The 19,767-nt window shown below is 76.3% G+C and carries 14 protein-coding genes; 3 read left to right on the forward strand and 11 right to left on the reverse strand.

The features are described 5' to 3' along the window. Position 1 precedes the first annotated feature (1 nt). The 9 genes from pyrF to JIG38_RS11960 all read right to left on the reverse strand — a co-directional run bounded on the left by pyrF (position 2) and on the right by JIG38_RS11960 (position 10,371). Complete coding sequence (pyrF, locus tag JIG38_RS11920; protein ID WP_199424040.1) at positions 2–865, reverse strand: orotidine-5'-phosphate decarboxylase; 864 nt, start codon at positions 863–865, stop codon at positions 2–4. Continuing rightward, positions 862–4,212 (reverse strand): carbamoyl-phosphate synthase large subunit, encoded by a 3,351-nt coding sequence (gene carB, locus JIG38_RS11925; protein WP_199424041.1) that lies wholly within the window; start codon positions 4,210–4,212, stop codon positions 862–864. The genes pyrF and carB overlap by 4 nt, the downstream gene beginning before the upstream one ends. Beyond that, positions 4,196–5,452: a glutamine-hydrolyzing carbamoyl-phosphate synthase small subunit gene (gene carA, locus JIG38_RS11930; protein WP_199424042.1), complete on the reverse strand. Its 1,257-nt coding sequence runs from the start codon at positions 5,450–5,452 to the stop codon at positions 4,196–4,198. The genes carB and carA overlap by 17 nt, the downstream gene beginning before the upstream one ends. After that, positions 5,449–5,994 carry a PH-like domain-containing protein gene (locus tag JIG38_RS11935; protein WP_199424043.1) on the reverse strand — a complete coding sequence of 182 codons (546 nt, stop codon included), beginning with the start codon at positions 5,992–5,994 and terminating at the stop codon, positions 5,449–5,451. The genes carA and JIG38_RS11935 overlap by 4 nt, the downstream gene beginning before the upstream one ends. After that, positions 5,991–6,572 (reverse strand): PH-like domain-containing protein, encoded by a 582-nt coding sequence (locus JIG38_RS11940; RefSeq protein WP_199424044.1) that lies wholly within the window; start codon positions 6,570–6,572, stop codon positions 5,991–5,993. Before JIG38_RS11940 ends, JIG38_RS11935 begins: the two co-directional genes overlap by 4 nt. Beyond that, complete coding sequence (locus JIG38_RS11945) at positions 6,569–7,897, reverse strand: dihydroorotase (protein ID WP_199424045.1); 1,329 nt, start codon at positions 7,895–7,897, stop codon at positions 6,569–6,571. The genes JIG38_RS11940 and JIG38_RS11945 overlap by 4 nt, the downstream gene beginning before the upstream one ends. Then, positions 7,894–8,886, reverse strand: coding sequence for an aspartate carbamoyltransferase catalytic subunit (locus JIG38_RS11950; RefSeq protein ID WP_199424046.1), 993 nt, complete (start codon positions 8,884–8,886; stop codon positions 7,894–7,896). The genes JIG38_RS11945 and JIG38_RS11950 overlap by 4 nt, the downstream gene beginning before the upstream one ends. Then, positions 8,883–9,542: a bifunctional pyr operon transcriptional regulator/uracil phosphoribosyltransferase PyrR gene (gene pyrR, locus JIG38_RS11955; RefSeq protein WP_199424047.1), complete on the reverse strand. Its 660-nt coding sequence runs from the start codon at positions 9,540–9,542 to the stop codon at positions 8,883–8,885. The genes JIG38_RS11950 and pyrR overlap by 4 nt, the downstream gene beginning before the upstream one ends. A 61-nt stretch (positions 9,543–9,603) precedes the next feature. Then, on the reverse strand, positions 9,604–10,371 hold the full coding sequence (locus tag JIG38_RS11960; RefSeq protein WP_307844856.1) for a helix-turn-helix domain-containing protein: 768 nt from the start codon (positions 10,369–10,371) through the stop codon (positions 9,604–9,606). A 25-nt stretch (positions 10,372–10,396) separates the two neighbouring features. Here JIG38_RS11960 and JIG38_RS11965 point away from each other — a divergent pair, with 25 nt between their 5' ends. Beyond that, positions 10,397–10,984, forward strand: coding sequence for an alpha/beta hydrolase family protein (locus tag JIG38_RS11965; RefSeq protein ID WP_199424049.1), 588 nt, complete (start codon positions 10,397–10,399; stop codon positions 10,982–10,984). 82 nt (positions 10,985–11,066) lie between these two features. Then, a complete protein-coding gene (locus tag JIG38_RS11970) occupies positions 11,067–14,474 on the forward strand; it encodes a proline dehydrogenase family protein (protein WP_199424050.1) in 3,408 nt (1,135 codons plus the stop codon). 15 nt (positions 14,475–14,489) lie between these two features. Here JIG38_RS11970 and JIG38_RS11975 read toward each other — a convergent pair whose 3' ends face one another. Continuing rightward, positions 14,490–15,989: a pyridoxal phosphate-dependent decarboxylase family protein gene (locus JIG38_RS11975; protein WP_199424051.1), complete on the reverse strand. Its 1,500-nt coding sequence runs from the start codon at positions 15,987–15,989 to the stop codon at positions 14,490–14,492. Further along, positions 15,989–17,350, reverse strand: a complete 1,362-nt coding sequence (locus JIG38_RS11980; protein ID WP_199424133.1) for an MFS transporter — start codon at positions 17,348–17,350, stop codon at positions 15,989–15,991. The genes JIG38_RS11975 and JIG38_RS11980 overlap by 1 nt, the downstream gene beginning before the upstream one ends. A gap of 142 nt (positions 17,351–17,492) precedes the next feature. Here JIG38_RS11980 and JIG38_RS11985 point away from each other — a divergent pair, with 142 nt between their 5' ends. Beyond that, complete coding sequence (locus tag JIG38_RS11985; protein ID WP_307844858.1) at positions 17,493–19,757, forward strand: putative bifunctional diguanylate cyclase/phosphodiesterase; 2,265 nt, start codon at positions 17,493–17,495, stop codon at positions 19,755–19,757. Positions 19,758–19,767: the final 10 nt, after the last annotated feature.

The following is a 19,767-nucleotide window of genomic DNA, read 5'->3' on the forward strand; positions in this document are numbered from 1 at the left end:
GTCAGCGCAGCGCCGCCGTCGCCTCCGCCGCGGCCTCGGCGGCCGCGGCGCGCAGCGCCTCGCGGTCCGGGCCGGCGCCGAGGACGGCGCGGGACGTCGACGCGAGCACGGACCGGCGGGCGGCACCGAACGCCGCGAGCTCGAGCCCGCCGGCGCCCTGCGCGCCGACCCCGGGTGCGAGCAGCGGGCCGCGCACGGCCGCGAGATCGATGCCGAGGTCCTGGGCCTCCTTCGCGACGGTCGCGCCCACGACGAGGCCGACCGAGCCGAGCCCGGGCCCGTCCCCCAGCGCGGCGCCGTTGAGCGCCGCGGCGGCCGCGGCCACGACCGCGGCGACAGGGCGGCCCGACGGCGACCGTGCGTGCTGCACCTCGGCGCCCTCGGGGTTGGACGTGAGGGCGAGGACGAAGAGCCCGCGCCCCGTCGCGGCGGCCGTCTCGACCGCCGGCGCGAGCGACCCGACGCCGAGGTACGGGCTCACCGTGAGCGCGTCGCACGCGAGCGGCGCGCCGTCGCGGAGGTACGCGTCGGCGTAGCCCGCCATGGTGGACCCGATGTCCCCGCGCTTGGCGTCGCAGATCACCTGGGTGCCGCCCGCGGCGGATCGCACGGCCGCGAGCACCTCCTCGAGCACCGCGACCCCGGCGGAGCCGTGCCGCTCGAAGAAGGCGGACTGGGGCTTGATCGCCGCGACGCGGCCCGCGAGGGCCTCGACCACGGTCAGCGAGAATGTCCGCAGCCCGTCGGCGTCGTCGCCGAGGCCCCAGGCCGCCAGCAACGAGGGGTGCGGGTCGACGCCCACGCACAGCGGCCCCAGCCGGTCCATGGCGTCCGCCAGGCGCGCACCGAACGACGGACCGCTCACGCGCGCACCGCCGCGGCCGTGGCGTCCCGCAGCTCGAGCCGGTGGTCCTGCAGGCTCCGGACGTCGAACGGGCCCTGGCGCAGGGACTCGATCGCCTGGACGGCCGCCGCGAGCTGCTGCACGGTCGTGACGATCGCCTTGTCGGCCGCCACCGTCGCGGTGCGGATCTCGTAGCCGTCGGCGCGCGCGCCCTGGCCCGACGGCGTGTTGACGACCATCTCGACCTCGCCCCCGACGATGAGGTCGACGATGGTCGGCTCGCCGCCCGGGCCGCGGCCGGCCGAGTGCTTGCGCACGATCGTCGACGCGATGCCGTTGCGCCTGAGGACCGCGGCGGTGCCCTCGGTCGCGAGGATCTCGAACCCCAGCTCGCTGAGGCGCTTGACCGGGAAGGTGATCGCGCGCTTGTCGCGGTCGGCGACCGAGATGAACACGCGGCCCGACGTGGGCAGCCCGCCGAAGGCCGCGGCCTGCGACTTGGCGAACGCGGTCGGGAAGTCGACGTCGAAGCCCATGACCTCCCCGGTCGAGCGCATCTCGGGCCCGAGCACCGTGTCGACCACGGCGCCCGCGGCCGTCCGGAACCGCTTGAACGGCAGCACGGCCTCCTTGACGGCGATCGGGGCGTCCATGCTCAGCGTGCCGCCGTCGCCCGTGGGCGGCAGGACGCCGTCCGCGCGCAGCTGCGCGATGCTCCGCCCCGCCATGAGCAGCGCGGCCGCCTTCGCGAGCGGCACGCCCGTCGCCTTGGCGACGAAGGGGACGGTGCGCGACGCGCGCGGGTTGGCCTCGAGCACGTAGAGGACGTCGGACACGAGCGCGAACTGCACGTTGAGCAGGCCCCGCACGCCGACGCCGGCCGCGATGGCCTCCGTCGAGACCCGGATCCGGTCGAGCTCGGCGCGCGACACCGTGACCGGCGGCAGCGCGCAGGCCGAGTCGCCCGAGTGGATGCCGGCCTCCTCGATGTGCTCCATGACGCCGCCGAGGTAGAGCTCGGTCCCGTCGTAGAGCGCGTCGACGTCGAGCTCGATCGCGTCGTCGAGGAAGCGGTCGATGAGCAGCGGCGGGATCTCGGCCGTCGGCCCGCTCACGGCCCGCGCCGCGCCGATCGCGCGGTCCACGTACTCGGCGAGCTGGCCGTCGGAGTAGACGATCTCCATGCCGCGGCCGCCGAGCACGTACGACGGCCGGACGAGCACCGGGTACCCGATGCGCCGCGCGACCTCGGTCGCCTCGGGCAGGGTGCGCGCGGTCCCGAAGGCCGGCGCGGGGAGGCCGGCGCCCTCGAGCACGCGCCCGAACGCGCCGCGGTCCTCGGCGGCGTCGATCGCGGCGGGGGGCGTGCCGAGGATCGGCAGGCCGGCGTCCTCGAGACGCTGCGCGAGCGCGAGCGGCGTCTGCCCCCCGAGCTGCACGATGACGCCCGCGACGGGTCCGACGGCGAGCTCGGCCTGGTAGACCTCGAGCACGTCCTCGAACGTCAGGGGCTCGAAGTACAGCCGGTCGGACGTGTCGTAGTCGGTCGAGACCGTCTCGGGGTTGCAGTTGACCATGACGGTCTCGAACTCGCCGCGCAGCGCGAGGGCCGCGTGGACGCAGGAGTAGTCGAACTCGATGCCCTGGCCGATCCGGTTGGGGCCCGAGCCGAGGATGAGGACGGCGGGCCGCTCGCGCGGCTGGACCTCCGTCTCGTCGTCGTAGGACGAGTAGTGGTAGGGCGTGCGCGCGGCGAACTCGGCCGCGCAGGTGTCGACGGTCTTGTAGACGGGCCGCAGGCCGAGCGCATGCCGCAGCTCGCGCACCGTCTGCTCCCCCAGGCCCCGCAGCGACGCGAGCTGCGCGTCGGACAGGCCGTGCCGCTTCGCGCGTCGCAGCAGGTCGGCACCGAGCTCGGGGGACGTGCGGACCTCGTCGGCGATCTCGTTGACGAGCACGAGCTGGTCGAGGAACCACGGGTCGATCCCGGTGACCTCGTAGACCTGCTCGACCGTGGCACCACCCTCGCGCCCCACCGACCGCAGCGCCTGCTGCACCTGGACGAGCCGCTCCTCCGTGGGCACCGCGATCGTCGCGAGCAGCGCCTCGAGCGCCGCGCCCGACGGGACGTCGCCCTCCCAGTGGAACACCGAGCCGGACTTGTCGATCGAGCGCATGGCCTTGCCGAGCGCCTCGGCGAAGTTGCGCCCCATGGCCATGGCCTCGCCGACCGACTTCATGGTGGTGGTCAGCGTCGCGTCGGCCGCGGGGAACTTCTCGAAGGCGAACCGCGGGACCTTGACCACGACGTAGTCGAGCGACGGCTCGAACGACGCGGGCGTCGAGCTCGTGATGTCGTTGGGGATCTCGTCGAGCGTGTACCCGACGGCGAGGCGGGCCGCGATCTTCGCGATCGGGAAGCCCGTCGCCTTCGACGCGAGCGCGCTGGACCGCGACACGCGCGGGTTCATCTCGATGACGACGACGCGCCCCGTCTCCGGGTGCACCGCGAACTGGATGTTGCAGCCGCCGGTGTCGACGCCGACCTCGCGGATGACGGCGATGCCGATGTCCCGCAGGCGCTGGTACTCGCGGTCGGTGAGCGTCAGCGCGGGCGCGACCGTCACGGAGTCGCCCGTGTGGACGCCGACGGGGTCGACGTTCTCGATCGAGCACACGACGACGACGTTGTCCGCGTGGTCGCGCATGAGCTCGAGCTCGTACTCCTTCCAGCCGAGGATCGACTCCTCGAGGAGCACCTCGGTGGTCGGCGAGTAGTGCAGGCCCGCGCCCGCGATGCGGCGCAGCTCCGCCTCGTCGTACGCGATGCCCGAGCCGAGGCCACCCATGGTGAACGACGGCCGGACGACGAGCGGGTAGCCGAGGTCCTCGGCCGCCGCGAGGACGTCGTCCATGGAGTGCGCGATGAAGGAGCGCGCGCTCTCCGCCCCGCAGCGCTCGACGACCTCCTTGAACGCCTGACGGTCCTCGGCGAGGTGGATCGACGCGGTGTTGACGCCGATCATCTCGACGCCGAAGCGCTCGAGGACGCCCGCCTCGTCGAGCGCGATCGCCGTGTTGAGCGCCGTCTGCCCGCCGAGCGTCGGGAGGATCGCGTCGGGCCGCTCCTTCTCGATGATCGAGGCGACGACGTCCGGCGTGATGGGCTCGATGTAGGTCGCGTCCGCGAACTCCGGGTCGGTCATGATCGTCGCCGGGTTGGAGTTGACGAGGATCACGCGCAGGCCCTCGGCGCGCAGCACGCGGCACGCCTGGGTCCCGGAGTAGTCGAACTCGGCGGCCTGCCCGATGACGATCGGCCCGGAGCCGATGACCAGGACGCTGGAGATGTCAGAGCGACGGGGCATCGGCGGCGGGCTCCTTCGAGGACGCTGTGGTGGCGGGGCTGGGGCTGGCGGCCGTGGCACGGTCCTCGACCGTCCCCGTGGTCATGAGCTCGACGAAGCGGTCGAACAGGTAGCCGGCGTCGTGCGGGCCGGCCGCGGCCTCGGGGTGGTACTGGACCGAGAACGCGGGGACGTCGAGGCACTCGAGGCCCTCGACGACGTCGTCGTTGAGGGCGACGTGCGACACGGTGACGCGGCCGTAGCGGCCGCCGTCGTGGGGCGCGACGGACTCGCCCTCGAGCGGCGCGTCGACCGCGAACCCGTGGTTGTGGGCGGTGATCTCGACCTTGCGCGTCCGCCGGTCCATGACGGGCTGGTTCACGCCGCGGTGGCCGTAGGTGAGCTTGTACGTGCCGTAGCCGAGCGCGCGCCCGAGCAGCTGGTTGCCGTAGCAGATGCCGAAGAACGGGATGCGGCGGTCGAGCACGTCCCGCAGCAGCTCGATCTCGTGCGTCGCGGCCGACGGGTCGCCCGGGCCGTTGGAGAAGAAGACGCCGTCGGGCGCGAAGGCGAGGACCTCCTCCGTGGTCGCCGTCGAGGGCAGCACGTGGGTGCGGATGCCGCGCTCGGCGAGACGCTGGGGTGTCATGGACTTGATCCCGAGGTCGATCGCGACGACGGTCGCGACCGGCTCCGCGCCGCTCGCCGGTCCGCGCACGGGCTCGACCGTGTACGGCTCGGCGACCGTGACCTCGCTCGCGAGGTCGGCGCCCTGCATCGCGGGCGCGGCGGCGACCTCGTCGAGCAGGTCCTGGTCCGCGCGGCGGCGGCCCGTCGCGTCGACGAGCGCGTCGCCCGAGAAGATGCCGCCGCGCATGACGCCGCGCTCGCGCAGGTGCCGCGTGAGGGCGCGCGTGTCGATGTCGCTGATCCCGACGACACCCTCCGCACGGAGCGCGTCCTCGAGCGTGCGCTGCGACCGCCAGCTCGACGGGCGGATCGCGGGGTCCCGGACGACGTAGCCGGCCACCCAGATGCGCGTCGACTCGGGGTCCTCGTCGTTCATGCCGGTGTTGCCCACGTGCGGTGCCGTCATGACGACGATCTGCCGGTGGTACGACGGGTCGGTGAGCGTCTCCTGGTACCCGGTCATGCCGGTGTTGAAGACGATCTCGCCGACCGTGCGGCCGGTGGCGCCGAGGGCACGGCCGGTGAACGTCCGGCCGTCCTCGAGCACCAGGACTGCTGTCTGGTCGGTCATGGCTTCTCCTCGGGCTGGGGGGTCGGGGGGACGGCCGGGGGCTTCAGCAGCCCGCGCACGGCGGTCGCCAGGCGGTCGCGGTCGGCAGGGTGGCGGGGGCGCAGGCAGGTGTCGGAGTAGAGCGGGGGCCCGTCGCGGTCGCCCGGCATGGACTCCCAGCGGACGACGACGACGCCCTCGACGCCGACCATTTCGCCGGCCTCGCCGCGCACGACCTCGACCGCACGCAACGACGCGCGCGGGATGGCGACGTCCCGTCCGGTGGGCCCGTCGACCACCACACCACCGTCACGGACGTGCACGGTGGCGGGCGACGGGCGGCCCGTGCCGTGCGCCGTGACGGGGCCGGGCCGCGCGCCCACCCCCGTCGTGGACACGTGGGTGACGTCGACCGGCTCCGTCCGCGACGCACCGGCGTCCGGCTGCGGGTCGATCGGGCGCCACAGGTGCATCGGCGCTCCGGGGACGCTCGGGCCGAGGACCGGTGCCGGCCGCCGCGTGGTCGGCTCGCCGCCGCCGGTCGGCGTCGCGCGGAGCGTCATGCCGCACCGTCCACGCCCGCGACGCCGCCCGCGGCCGCGCCGGCCGCGACGAGCGCGCGCACGGCCGAGACGAGGGCCTGACGGTCGGCCGACCGGCGCGGGCGCAGGCCCGAGTCCAGCACCGTGGCGCCCGGGGCGTCGCCGCCGAGCCGCGCGCCGCGCGCGCCGACGACCTCCCAGCGCAGCACGACGACACCCTCGCCGCCCGCCACCTTGCCGGCGATCCCCGGGGCGAGGTGTGCGTCCCGGAGCGCGGCCGCGGGCACGAAGAGGTCGCGTGCGCCGGCTCGGGTCAGCAGCACCCCGGCGTCGTGCACGGTCACGCTCGCCGCGGACCGCGCGCCGAGGTCGTGGGCCACCACCCGGTCGAGCCAGTCCCCCGCCACCGTCGTCGAGACGTACGTCGCCTCGACGGGGCCCAGGCGCACCGCACCGAGCGCGTCCGGTGCGGGCACCGGCGGGAGCGCCGGCACCAGGGTCGCGGAGCGTGCCGCGCGGGACCGCCAGCCGGCGCGCATCGCGAGCAGGACGACGACGAGCAGGACGACGAGCACCGCGATCCCGAGGGCCTCCCTCACCGGGCGGGCTCCGGCTGGGGCACGGCGACGGTGTCGAGCACCGTGGGGCGGCCGCGCAGGAACGTGGCGACCACGCGGCCGCTCAGCTCCCGGCCCCCGTAGGGCGTGTTGCGGCTCGCGCTCGCGAGCGTCGCCGGGTCCACCGTCCAGCGCGCGGCCGGGTCGACCAGGGTGACGTTGGCGGGCTCACCGACGGCGAGCGGGCGGCCCTGCGCGCGCTCGCCCGCGTCGATCCGCCCGATCCGCGCGGGCGCCGTCGAGAGCACCCGCGCGACGCCGGCCCAGTCGAGGAGGCCCGTGTCGACCATGGTCGTCTGCACGACCGACAGCGCCGTCTCGAGGCCCGTCATGCCGAACGCGGCGGCGGCCCACTCGCAGTCCTTGTCCTCGCGCGTGTGCGGCGCGTGGTCGGTCGCGACGACGTCGATCGTCCCGTCCGCGAGCCCCGCCCGGACGGCCTGGACGTCGGCGTCGGTGCGCAGCGGCGGGTTGACCTTGTAGAGCGGGTCGTAGGTGCGCGCGAGCTCGTCGGTGAGCAGCAGGTGGTGCGGCGTGACTTCGGCCGTGACGTCGATGCCGCGCGCCTTGGCCCAGCGCACGATCTCGACCGAGCCGGCCGTGGACAGGTGGCACACGTGCAGGCGCGAGCCGACGTGCTCGGCGAGCAGCACGTCGCGGGCGATGATCGCCTCCTCGGCGACCGCGGGCCAGCCCGCGAGGCCGACGTCGGCGGACACGATGCCCTCGTGCATCTGGGCGCCGGCGGTGAGGCGGGGCTCCTGCGCGTGCTGGGCGATGACGCCGTCGAACGCCTTGACGTACTCGAGCGCGCGGCGCATGAGGACCGGGTCGTGGACGCACTTCCCGTCGTCCGAGAAGACGCGCACCCGCGCCGCCGAGTGCGCCATCGCGCCCAGCTCGGCGAGCTGCTCGCCGGCGAGGCCCACGCTGACCGCGCCGACCGGCAGGACGTCGACCCAGCCCGCGTCGCGCCCGAGCCGCCACACCTGCTCGACGACGCCCGCGGTGTCCGCCACGGGGGACGTGTTCGCCATCGCGTGCACCGCGGTGAAGCCGCCCAGGGCCGCGGCGCGCGTGCCGGACGCGACCGTCTCGGCGTCCTCGCGCCCCGGCTCGCGCAGGTGCGTGTGCAGGTCGACGAGGCCGGGCAGCGCGACGAGCCCGGCGGCGTCGACGACCTCGGCGTCCCCCGCGGCGCGCGCCGCGTCGGCACCGACCGCGGCGATGCGCCCGTCGGCCAGCAGGACGTCGGTGGGCTCGGCGCCGAGCGGGGCGGCGCCCCGCAGCAGGTACGTCGCGCTCATGCGGTGGTCTCCTTCTCCTTCGCGAGCAGCAGGTACAGCACGGCCATGCGCACGGCGACGCCGTTGGCGACCTGCTCGACGATCACGGCCCGGGGCGAGTCGGCGGCGTCCGCCGAGATCTCCAGGCCGCGGTTCATCGGCCCGGGGTGCAGGACGATCGCGTGCTCCGGGAGGAGCGCGAGCCGCCGCGCGTCGAGCCCGTACGCCCGCGTGTACTCGAGCGGGCTGGGGAAGAAGCCGGTGCGCCCGGCGCCGGTGCCGTCGCCGCCCATCCTCTCGCGCTGGACCCGCAGCATCATGATCGCGTCCGGCTGCTGGTCCGCGATCACCTCGTCGAGGTGGTACGACGTCGCGGCGGTCCACGACCCCGAGCCGACGGGCAGCAGCGTGGGCGGCGCGACGAGCGTCACGCGCGCCCCGAGCGTGTGCAGGAGGTTGACGTTCGAGCGCGCGACGCGCGAGTGCAGCACGTCGCCCACGATCGCGACGTGCAGCCCGGCGAGGTCACGCCCGACGCCGTCGGGGTTCGCGGCGTCGCCCACGAGGTGGCGGCGCAGCGTGAACGCGTCCAGGAGCGCCTGGGTCGGGTGCTGGTGCGTCCCGTCGCCCGCGTTGACGACGGCGCCGTCGACCCAGCCCGAGTGCGCGAGCCGGTGCGGTGCGCCCGACGCCTGGTGCCGCACGACGACGGCGTCGGCGCCCATGGCCTGGAGCGTCAGCGCGGTGTCCTTGAGCGACTCGCCCTTGGACACGCTCGACCCCTTGGCCGAGAAGTTGATGACGTCCGCCGAGAGCCGCTTGGCGGCCGCCTCGAAGGAGATCCGCGTGCGCGTCGAGTCCTCGAAGAAGAGGTTGACCACGGTCCGGCCGCGCAGCGTGGGGAGCTTCTTGATCTCCCGCGCCTGCGTCGCAGCCATGCGCGACGCCGTGTCGAGGACCTCGACGGCCTCCGCGCGGTCGAGGTCCGCGGCGCTGAGCAGGTGCCTCATCGGTCGCCTCCCGTCGTCCGGGCGGCGCCCGCGGCGCCGGAGATCCGCACGGAGTCCTCGCCGTCCGTCTCGGCGAGGCGCACGCGCACCTGCTCCCCCAGCGACGTCGGCAGGTTCTTGCCGACGTAGTCGGCGCGGATCGGCAGCTCCCGGTGGCCGCGGTCGACGAGGACCGCGAGCTGCACGACGCGGGGCCGGCCGAGGTCGTTGACGGCGTCGAGCGCCGCACGGATGGTGCGCCCCGAGAACAGCACGTCGTCGACGAGGACGACGGCCCGGCCGTCGACGCCGCCGGGCGGCACCTGCGTCGCGCCGATGGCGCGCGTCGGGTGCCGGTGCAGGTCGTCGCGGTACATCGTGACGTCGAGGGAGCCGACGAGGTCCGCCGCGTCCAGGCCGGGCTCGACCTCGGCGATCTTGGCGGCGAGGCGGCGGGCGAGGGGCAGGCCCCGCGTCGGGATGCCGAGCAGGACGAGGTCCGTGCCGCCCTTGTTGCGCTCGAGGACCTCGTGCGCGATGCGGGTGAGCGCCCGGGTGATCTCGGGTGCGGTGAGCACCTCGGCACCGGGGGTACCGGTGGCGGCGCCGTCACTCGCAGGCAGAGCTGGACCGACAGGCAGCGGTTGACCGACAGGCAGAGCAGGGCCAGAGGACATCTGGCGACCTCCTTCCCCGCCTCACAGGACGGGTCTTAAAGGATGTCCGACGCCGGCGACCCTACCCGACCGGGCGCCGTGGCGTGCCCGACGTCCGCCGCCGGAACTGTGCGGGCGTCTCTCCCGTGAGCCGGCCGAAGGTGCGCGTGAGGACGGCCTGGTCGTAGAAGCCGGCGGCGGTCGCGACCTCCGCGAGCGGCAGGTCGCCCGCGCTCAGCAGGGCCGCGGCGCGGTCCACCCGGCACCGCAGCACGTACTGCTGCGGCGAGAGCGCGAAGACGCGCCGCATCCGACGGTCGAGGGTCGACGGCGAGCAGCCCGCCGCCTCGGCCATCGCCGCGACGGGGAGCGGCCCCGAGAGCCGGGCGGCGACGAGCGCCGCGACCCGGTGCAGCGAGCGGAGCGTCGCGTCGTCCGCGTCGCGCGCGCGCAGGTCCTCGGACACGCTCACGAGGCCGACGAGCTCGCCCTCGTCGCGCACGGGGACCTTCGAGCTGAGGTACCACCCCGGCGGGCCGCCGGGTCGCGAGATGAGCTCGAGCTCGCGCCGCAGCGGCTCGCCCGACGTGAGCACCGCCTCGTCCTGCGCGGCATAGTGCGACGCGAGGTGGGCGGGGAACAGGTGCTCCGCGCGGCGGCCCACGACCGCGCGCCGGCTCCGCTCCCCCGTCCGGTCGACGAACGCCTGGTTGACGACGACGTAGCGGCCCGTGACGTCCTTGGCGCAGAACATCGTGCCCGTGAGCGCGTCCATGAGCGTCGTCCACTCGGGCCCCAGCGCGCGGCGCAGCCGCTCCCCCTCGGGCCAGGCGTCGTCGGCTCGCGTCACGCGCCGGACGCTACCGTGGTCGGCCATGACGCCCGCCGGACTCCTGCTCACGCCCGGCGCGGGCGCGGGCCGCGACAGCCGCACGCTGGTGGCCCTCGAGGAGGCGCTCGCGCCGTTCCCCGTCCGGCGGGTCGACTTCCCCGGCCGCGCCGCGGGACGCCGTGGCCCGGAGCGCGCGCCCGTCGCGGTCGCGCACGTGCGCGTCGAGGCGGACCGGTTCGCCGCCGACCTCGGCGTCCCGCCCGACGCCGTCGTGCTCGGCGGGCGGTCCTTCGGCGGCCGGATGTCGTCGATGGCCGTGGCCGAGGGCCAGCCCGCGGCCGGGCTGGTGCTGCTCTCCTACCCCCTGCACCCGCCCGGCAGGCCGGAGCGCCTGCGGGTCGAGCACCTGCCGTCCGTGCACGTGCCCGTGCTCGCGGTGTCCGGGACGCGCGACCCCTTCGGCACGCCCGAGGAGCTCGCGACGCACCTCGCGACGATCCCCGGCCCGGTGACGACGGTGCTCGTGCCCGGCGCCCACGCCCCCGCCGACGACGGTGCCGTCGGCGCTGCCGTCGCGGACTGGCTCGTCGCGCTGGGCGCGTCCGGCGTCGGCCGCGCGACCCCGGGCTGAGCGCTCCGCTTGGACCGATCCGCCCGCCCCGGGCGCCGGATCGTGACAAGACGTCGTCTCGGCGTGTGAGGAGGATGAGGCGATGAGCACCCGCACCGCGCCGACCGACCTCGCCTCCGCAGCCACCGACCTCGCCGAGCGCTGGGTCGAGACGACGGCCTCGGGGCAGACCGCGCGCGAACGGCGCACGACCGGCCGGCTGGCCGCGCTCGTGGCCGACCCGGCGGGGCTCGAGCTCGCGGTGCGCTTCGTCGACCGGGTCGCGCGCCCCGAGGACCTGCACGTCGCCGCGCGCGAGCTCGCCGGGCTGTCGGCGGGCTCCGCGGGCGGCTTCCTCGGGCCGGTCGACCGGCTGCTGCTCGCGGTGGGCGCGCGCGTCGCGCCGAGCCTCCCGCACGTCGTCGTGCCCGCCGCGCGCGTGCGCCTGCGCCAGCTCGTCGGCCACCTCGTCGCCGATGCCGGCCCCGGCCTCGGCCGGCACATCGCGGCCGCGCGCGCCGAGGGCTTCCGCCTCAACCTCAACCTGCTCGGCGAGGCGGTGCTGGGCGAGGCCGAGGCGCGCGGCCGGCTCGCGCGCGTGCAGGCGCTCGTCGAGCGGCCCGACGTCGACTACGTGTCCGTCAAGGTCTCGGCCGTCGCGAGCCAGCTCTCCACCTGGGACACCGACGGGAGCCGTGACCGCGTGGTCGAGCGCCTCCTGCCCCTGTACCGCTCGGCGCACGCCCACGGCACGTTCCTCAACCTCGACATGGAGGAGTACCGCGACCTCGCGCTCACGGTGCGCGTGTTCGAGCGGCTGCTCGACCGCCCCGAGCTGCGCGACATGGCGATGGGGATCGTCCTGCAGGCCTACCTCCCCGACGCGCTCGCGGCCCTCGACGAGATCACCGGGCTCGCCGAGCGGCGCGTCGCGTCCGGCGGCGCCCCCGTCAAGGTCCGCCTCGTCAAGGGCGCGAACCTCGCGATGGAGCGCGTCGAGGCCGAGCTCCACGGCTGGGAGCAGGCGCCGTACGCGACCAAGGCCGAGGTGGACGCCTCCTGGGTGCGGCTGCTCGACCGTGCGCTCGACCCCGCCCGCACCGCCGCCGTCCGGGTGGGTGCCGCGAGCCACAACCTCTACGGCGTCGCGCTCGCGCACCTGCTCGCCGCCGAGCGGGGGGTGGGGGCCGCCCTCGACGTCGAGATGCTCCAGGGCATGGCACCCGCGCAGGCGCGCGCGGTGCGGGACACGGTCGCGCCCGAGGGCCGTGTGCTCCTCTACACGCCGGTCGTCGCGCGGGACGACTTCGACGTCGCGATCTCCTACCTCGTCCGGCGCCTCGAGGAGAACGCGGCGCCGGAGAACTTCCTGCACGCGCTGTTCACCGACGACGACGCGTCCCCCGCCCCTCGACCGGCAGCCGACGACGCCGCCGGCCACGGCCTGGCCGGCCAGCGCGCCGCCTTCGCGGCCGCGCTGCGCGACGCGGCGACCGTGAGCGCCGCGCCGCGCCGGACGCCCCGCCCGGAGCCGGTGCTGCCGGGGCCGGGCTTCGAGAACGCCGCGGACACCGACCCCGCCGTGGCCGTGTCGCGCGGGTGGGCCGCGGACCTGCTGAGCCGGGCACCCGCGGGCACCGCCCCGTCGCTCGGCGCGCTCGCGGCGCTCCCGGTGCCGCCGGCGACGGTCGTCCGGACGGCCCGCGAGGTGGACGACGCCGTCGCCACCGCGGTGGCCGTCGCCCCCCGGTGGGCAGGGACGGCGCCGTCAGCCCGTGCCGCCGTGCTGCGCCGGGCCGCACTCGAGCTCGAGCGCTCGCGCGGCGACCTCGTCGCGGTCATGGCCCACGAGGCGGGCAAGACCGTCGCCGAGGGCGACCCCGAGGTGAGCGAGGCCGTCGACTTCGCGCGCTACTACGCGCGGGCCGCCGAGCAGCTCGCCGACGGCGCCGTGCGCGGCGCGGTCTTCCGGCCCGACGGCGTCACCGTCGTCACCCCGCCGTGGAACTTCCCGGTCGCGATCCCCGTCGGGTCGGTGCTCGCCGCCCTGGCCGCGGGCTCGCCCGTGCTGGTCAAGCCCGCGCCGCAGACGCCCCTGAGCGCACGCGTCGCGTTCGCCGCCGTGCACCGCGCGCTCGAGGCCGAGGGCCTCCCGGCGGACGTGCTCCAGGTGCTCGACTGCCCCGAGGGGGACGTCGGCCGGCGCCTCGTGAGCCACCCGGACGTGCGTCGCGTCGTGCTCACCGGGTCGATCGAGACGGCGCGTCTCTTCGCGTCGTGGCGCGCCGACCTCGACGTGCTCGCGGAGACGTCCGGCAAGAACGCGATCGTGGTGACGCCCGCCGCCGACGTCGACCTCGCCGTGGCCGACGTCGTCCGCTCGGCCTTCGGGCACGCGGGGCAGAAGTGCTCCGCCGCGTCGCTGCTCGTGCTCGTGGGCTCGGCCGGGCGCTCGGCGCGGCTGCGCCGCCAGCTCGCCGACGCCGTGACGTCGCTGCGCGTCGGCCCGTCGACCGACCTCGGGACCGCGATGGGCCCGCTGGTCGAGCCCGCGTCCGGCAAGCTGCTGCGCGCGCTCACGACGCTCGACCCGGGCGAGTCGTGGCTCGTGCGGCCGCGCCGCCTCGACGCCGAGGGGCGCCTGTGGACGCCCGGCGTCAAGCACGGCGTCGCGCCCGGCTCCTTCTTCCACCTCACCGAGTGCTTCGGGCCGGTGCTCGGGGTGATGCGCGTGGCCACGCTCGAGGAGGCGGTGGCCGTCCAGAACGCCGTGCCCTTCGGACTCACGGGCGGACTGCACTCGCTCGACGAGGACGAGATCGCCACCTGGCTCGACACCGTCGAGGTCGGCAACGCCTACGTCAACCGGCACATCACGGGGGCGATAGTGCAGCGCCAGCCGTTCGGCGGCTGGAAGGCGAGCGCGGTCGGGCCGGGCGCCAAGGCGGGCGGACCCGGATACGTCCCCCAGCTCGGTCGCTGGGCGGACGCCGACGACGTGCCCCAGGACGACGACGCCTGGCTCGCGTGGGCGCGCGCCGACGACGCCCGCGTGTGGCGCGACGAGCTCGCCGTCGAGCACGACCCCTCGGGCCTGCGCGCCGAGGCGGACGTGCTGCGCTACCGGCCGCTGCCCGGCGTGACCGTGCGCGTGGGCACCGACGCGCGCGAGCGCGACGTCGCCCGCGTGCTCGCCGCCGCCGGTCGCGCGGGCGTGCCCACGACCGTGTCGCGGGCGGACGACGAGGACGACGCGGCGTTCGCGGCTCGGGTGCGGTCGGGCGACGTCGCCGGCCGGGTGCGCGTGGTCGGCACGTCGCCCGGGCTCCGCGAGGCGGCGGCGCAGCGCGTCGGCGAGGTCACCGTCCTCGACGGCCCCGTGCTCGCCTCGGGTGTGCGCGAGCTGCGCGCCATGGTGCGCGAGCAGGCCGTGAGCCGGACGCTCCACCGGTTCGGGCACGTGCCGCCCGGACCGCGTCGCGCGATCCCCACGCCCGGCCGGCCCGCCTGACCCGGGCCGGCCGCCTCAGGCGTCCGGGTCGACGACGCGCGCGAGGACCTCGACGAGGAGCGGCTCGACGAGCTCGGCGGGGAGCGCCTCGAGCGTCGCCATGACGGTCGCGAGCCGGTCGGGCAGGTCGCCCTGGGCGACGGTCGCGGCGAGGGCCAGGTCGGCCTCGGCCGGCGGCGCCCCGCGGACGTCGTCGGCGGCCGCCCCGAGGTCCCGGACCAGCGCGTCGACGACGCTCTCGCTCACGGCGGTGAGCGTGAGGTGGGCGGTGCGGGGCAGCCGCGTCCCGTCGGCCTGCGCGAGCGCGGGCTGGCACTGGGCGAGCCACCCCCGGGCGCGCAGGGCGTCGACCCATCGGAACGGGTCGACCCGGGCGGCCGGGACAGCCGCGACGTCGGCGCCGACCGCGAGGACGGGCCCGACCGGCGCGCCGACCACCCGCAGCCCGTCGGTCGCGCCGACCGCCGCACGGACGCGGCAGGTCGCCCGGTGCGCCTGCGCGGTGAGCGCGGCGTAGCCCTCGGGGCCGAGCGCGCGGGTCACGGCCCACGCGGCGGCGAGCGGCCCCGCGGCGCGCGAGCCGAGCACCGTCGCGTTGACGACCGGGTAGCCCGGCCAGCCCTTCGTGGCGAAGTACTGGTGCCGGTGGCGCTGCCGGCCGCGGTGCAGGAGCACCGAGGCGCCCTTGGGCGTGTAGCCGAACTTGTGCAGGTCGGCCGATACCGAGGTGACGCCCGGGACCGCGAGGTCCCACGGCGGCAGCGGCTCGGGCCACCACGGCAGCACCCACCCGCCGAGGCACGCGTCGACGTGGCACGCGACGCCCAGGGCGGCGGCGCCCGCGGCGACGTCGGCGACGGGGTCGAGCGCGCCGTACGGGTAGGAGGGCGCGGACACGACGACGAGCGCGGTGCGGTCGGCCTGCGCGCGGACCGCCGCGAGGAGCGCGTCGGCCGCGACCGCGCCCGTGGCCGGGTCGACGGGGACCTCGACGAGGTCGAGGTCGAGGTAGTGCGCCGCCTTGCGGAAGGCGGGGTGCGCCGTCGTGGGGATCACGAGGCGCGCCCGCCCCGCCGGGGCCCGCGGGCCCGGGCCGTGGTGGGACGCGTGCGCGGGCGCGTCCGCCGCGCGCGCCACGCGCCACGCGTCGCGGGCCGCCTTGACCGCGAGCAGGCACGACTCCGTGCCCCCGGACGTCACCGACCCCACGACGTCGCCGTCGCCGTGGAGCACGTCGCGCGCCAGGGCGACGAGGTCGCGTTCGAGCCGCGCGACCGAGCGGAACGTCGTGGGGTCCAGGCCGTTGACCGGCTGGAACAGCCGCGCGGCCGCCGCCGCGAGCTCGTCGAGGTCCGGCCGGCCGGGGTCGTAGACGTACGACAGCACGCGACCGCCGTGCGTGGGCGGGTCGGCCGCGCGCAGCGCGCGGAGCGTCGCGAGGACGTCGTCGTGCGCGCGCGGTGCGGTGCCGGACGCCGCCGCGGGCGGCGCCGGTGCGGGGGGCAGGGCGTCCATCAGGCCTCCCGGGGCTGGACGACGGCGTCGACCTCGGCACGCGTGAGCCGGTAGGCCCACAGCGGGACGAGCGACGCCAGGAGGAGGGCGGCGGGCAGGGCGCTGAACGCGAGGGCGACACCGGCGACGGCCGACGGCGGCTGGGCGACGACCTCGCCGCCCGCACGCGAGACGAAGCCCGTGGCGGCGAGCAGGAGCAGCAGCAGGGTCGGCCCGAGCGCGAGCCCGGCCGTCTCCCCCGCCGTCCACACGCCGCTGACGACGCCCGCACGGTCGGTCCCGCGCTCGCGCGCGTCGACCGCGGCGACGTCGGGGAGCATCGCGAGCGGGAAGACCTGGAGCCCGGCGTAGGCCACGCCCGCGACGGCGACGGGGACGTACACCCACGGGCCGGGCGCCCACGCCAGCGGCACCATCGCGAGCGCCGCGACGGCGAACAGCACGGTCGCTGCGCGGTAGGCGCGGTGCTTGCCGACCCGGTCGGCGAGCCGGCGGCACAGCGGCATGACGAGCACCGCGGGCCCGACGAGCGCGGCGAACAGCACGGTCACGGCACCCTGGGAGCCGAGCACGTAGGTCGCGACGTACTGGGCCCCCGCGAGCATCGCCCCGATGCCGAGCGCCTGGAGGACGAACGTCGCGAGCAGCGCACGCAGGGCGGGCAGCTCGCGCAGCGCGGCGACGCCCCAGGCGAGGGCCTCCCCCCGCCGGGCCGGCCGCCCGGTGGGTGCGGGCCGGCCCGTCGGCGCCGACCCGCCGCCGCGGGGCGCGTCCCACCACGCCGCGAGCAGGCCGAGCCCGATGAGCGTGCCGCACGCGACGGCCATGACGAGGTAGCCCGTCCGGCCGCCGCCCGCGAGGTCGCGCAGCAGCGGCCCCCCGGCGCCGAAGACGAGGATCGCGACGGCGAGCACCGCGACCCGCGGTGCGACGAGGCGCGTACGCGCGGCGTAGGTCGGCGCCATCTCGGCGGGCAGGGCGATCCAGGGCACCTGGAACAGGCTGAACGCCGTCGTCGCGAGCACGAACGCGAGACCCACCCACGCGGCCGCCGTCGGGCCGGTGAGCGGTGCGGGGACCGCGAACAGGGCGACGAACGCCAGCGGCAGGCCCAGCGCGCCCGCGAGGAGGAAGGGACGTCGCGTCCCGGTGCGCGCGTGCGCGCGGTCCGAGCGGGCGCCGATGAACGGGTCGACGACGACGTCCCAGACCTTCGGGACCGTGACGACGACGCTCGCGAGCCCCGCGGCGACCCCGAGCTCGTCCGTGAGGTAGTACGCGAGCACCAGGCCCGGCAGCGTCCCGAAGCCGCCCGTGCCGACGGAGCCCAGGGCGTAGCCGGCACCGCGTCGTCGCGTCACGCCGCGATCCTGCCACGGGACCCGCCGCGGACCGGGGCACCCGGCGGGGCGCACCGTGGGTGTGCACCGCCATCCGGGTGACGGTGACACGTGCCGGTGCGTCGCGCTCAAGATGTCGGCCCCGGACGCCGATACTCCCGTTGTGTCCGGATCTGCGCCCTCGTGGTCGGTCGTCGTCCAGTGCGTCGTGGCGGGCGTCGTCGTCGGCCTGTGCGCGCTCCACGCGACGGGCTGGCGCGGCGGTCTGCGCCGCGCCGAGGCGTTCTGGACGGTGACGTGGGCGCTCGCCCTCGCCGCGGTCAGCCTCGTCAACGGCCTGCTGGTCGTCGCGCCCGCGGGCGTGCAGGACGCCCTGCTCCTCGTGCGGTTCCTGCTCGTGGCGGCGGCGCTCGTCATGAGCGTCCCGGCCGTGCGCGTGTACACCGGTGGCCCGCTCGAGCCGCGCCCCGTCGCCGCCATGGTCGTCTGGTACGTCGCCGGGACCGTGCTCTGGCTCACGACCGACCTCGTGGCGGCGCACCGCTGGGTGGACGGCCTGCCGGTCTACGGCCCGCTGTGGACGGCCGCGCTGCTCGCGCCCCTCCTGGTCGTCGCGCGCGAGGTGCGCCGGTCGCTCGGCAGCCGCGTGGTCGACCCCCTCGGCGGGACGGTCGCCGTCGGCGGGACCGTGTCGGCCGTCCTGCTCATCGTGTCGGCCGTGCCTCCGCCCAGCCCGACGACCGAGCTCCTCGCGGGCCTCTGGGTGGTGCCGCTCATCGTCGTCGTGCTCGTCGTCACCGCGTCGCGGACCGCGGCCGTCCGCCGGGACGCCCTGCGGCGCGCGGGCATGCGGGACGTGCTCAGCACCGTCACCAACGACGCCTGGCTGCTCCGCTCCCCCGAGCAGACGCTCGACCGCGCGGTCACCGAGGCGCGCCGCCTGCTCGGCGACTCCTCCATCGCGGGCACCATCCGGCCCTTGTCGCGCGACCGCTTCGTCACCGAGCTCTTCTCGGGTTCCGGCCGCCCCGAGGACCCGGTCGACGCGGCGTTCCTGCGTGACCTCGCCCGCGTGGTCTCCGGCGCCGCCGAACGGCAGGCGCTCACGCGGCGCCTGCAGCGGGCCGCCTTCACGGACTCGCTCACCGGCCTGCACAACCGTCACGCGCTCGACCGCCACCTCACGGGTGTGCTCGAGAAGGCCAACGTCGAGCGCACGCGCGTCGCGGTGCTCTTCTGCGACCTTGACGGCTTCAAGCTCGCCAACGACCGGCACGGCCACGCGTGGGGCGACGGTCTCCTCGTCCACATGGCGCACCACCTCGAGGCGGTGCTGGGCGACGGGGTGTTCGTCGCGCGCCAGGGCGGCGACGAGTTCGTCGCGGTGCTCGAGCGCGCGCCCGGGGACGACGCGCTGCGCGCTCTCGCACGCCGCGTCCGCGAGGAGTTCGTCCCGCAGGACGACGACGTCGTCCGCACCGCCGTGACCGTCGGCGTCGCCGCCTGGCAGCCGGGCGACGTGGTCGACCCTGCGGCCCTGCTGCGCGAGGCCGACCTGGCGATGCTCGAGGGCAAGCAGTCCCACGCGGGCGTCGCGCTGTTCGACAGCCGGCTCCGCGCCCGCACCATCGCGCGCGCCACGGCACGCGACGAGCTCGAGGCCGGCATCCGCGACGGGGAGATCGTCGCGCACTTCCAGCCGCTGACCGACGCCCTGACCCTCGAGGTGATCGGCCTCGAGGTGCTCGCCCGGTGGCGCCGGGACGGGCGGCTGCGCCGGCCCGCCGAGTGGCTCGCGCTCGCCGAGGAGACCGGGCTCATCGTCGAGATCGGGCGCCAGATGTTCGCGGCGGCGCGCGCGGGCATGGAGCGCTTCGACCTGCCCGTGGCGGTCAACGTCGCGGCCCGGCAGCTCGACGAGACGGACTTCGTGCTCGACGTCGAGCGGTCCTGGGGCTCGGACCGGTGGGACATGCTGACGATCGAGGTGACCGAGAGCGCGCTCCTGTACGACGCCGCGCACGTGCGCTCGTCGCTCGCCTCGCTCGTCGAGCGGGGCGCGAAGATCGCCCTCGACGACTTCGGCACCGGCTACAACTCGCTGTCCCGCCTCGGCGAGCTCCCGATCCAGGTGCTGAAGATCGACCGGACGTTCGTGCACGACATCGCGACCCCCGAGGGCGCCGCGGTGCTCCGCGCGATCCTCGCCCTCGCCGAGGCCCACGGCCTCGAGGTCGTGGCCGAGGGGGTCGAGCGGGCGGCGGAGCTCACCGCGCTCGTCGACATGGGCGTGCCCGTGGTCCAGGGCCACATGCTCGGGCGACCGTCCGCCCGCGTGCCCGTGCGCGGGCGCCGACCGATCTCGGTCCCGAGCCAGCCCGGGGCCCGCGCAGACCTCTACGACTTCGTGCCCGTCGGCCACGCCTGACGCGAGCGGC

The sequence above is a fragment of the Actinotalea solisilvae genome (assembly GCF_016464425.1).
In the GTDB taxonomy this organism is placed as follows: domain Bacteria; phylum Actinomycetota; class Actinomycetes; order Actinomycetales; family Cellulomonadaceae; genus Actinotalea; species Actinotalea solisilvae.

Excerpts from the sequence above, each read along its gene's own strand:
- carB (WP_199424041.1), bottom strand. The coding sequence starts at position 4,212 with ATGCCCCGTCGCTCTGACATCTCCAGCGTCCTGGTCATCGGCTCCGGG.
- carA (WP_199424042.1), bottom strand. The coding sequence starts at position 5,452 with ATGACCGACCAGACAGCAGTCCTGGTGCTCGAGGACGGCCGGACGTTC.
- JIG38_RS11935 (WP_199424043.1), bottom strand. The coding sequence starts at position 5,994 with ATGACGCTCCGCGCGACGCCGACCGGCGGCGGCGAGCCGACCACGCGG.
- JIG38_RS11945 (WP_199424045.1), bottom strand. The coding sequence starts at position 7,897 with ATGAGCGCGACGTACCTGCTGCGGGGCGCCGCCCCGCTCGGCGCCGAG.
- JIG38_RS11950 (WP_199424046.1), bottom strand. The coding sequence starts at position 8,886 with ATGAGGCACCTGCTCAGCGCCGCGGACCTCGACCGCGCGGAGGCCGTC.
- pyrR (WP_199424047.1), bottom strand. The coding sequence starts at position 9,542 with ATGTCCTCTGGCCCTGCTCTGCCTGTCGGTCAACCGCTGCCTGTCGGT.
- JIG38_RS11965 (WP_199424049.1), top strand. The coding sequence starts at position 10,397 with ATGACGCCCGCCGGACTCCTGCTCACGCCCGGCGCGGGCGCGGGCCGC.
- JIG38_RS11970 (WP_199424050.1), top strand. The coding sequence starts at position 11,067 with ATGAGCACCCGCACCGCGCCGACCGACCTCGCCTCCGCAGCCACCGAC.
- JIG38_RS11975 (WP_199424051.1), bottom strand. The coding sequence starts at position 15,989 with ATGGACGCCCTGCCCCCCGCACCGGCGCCGCCCGCGGCGGCGTCCGGC.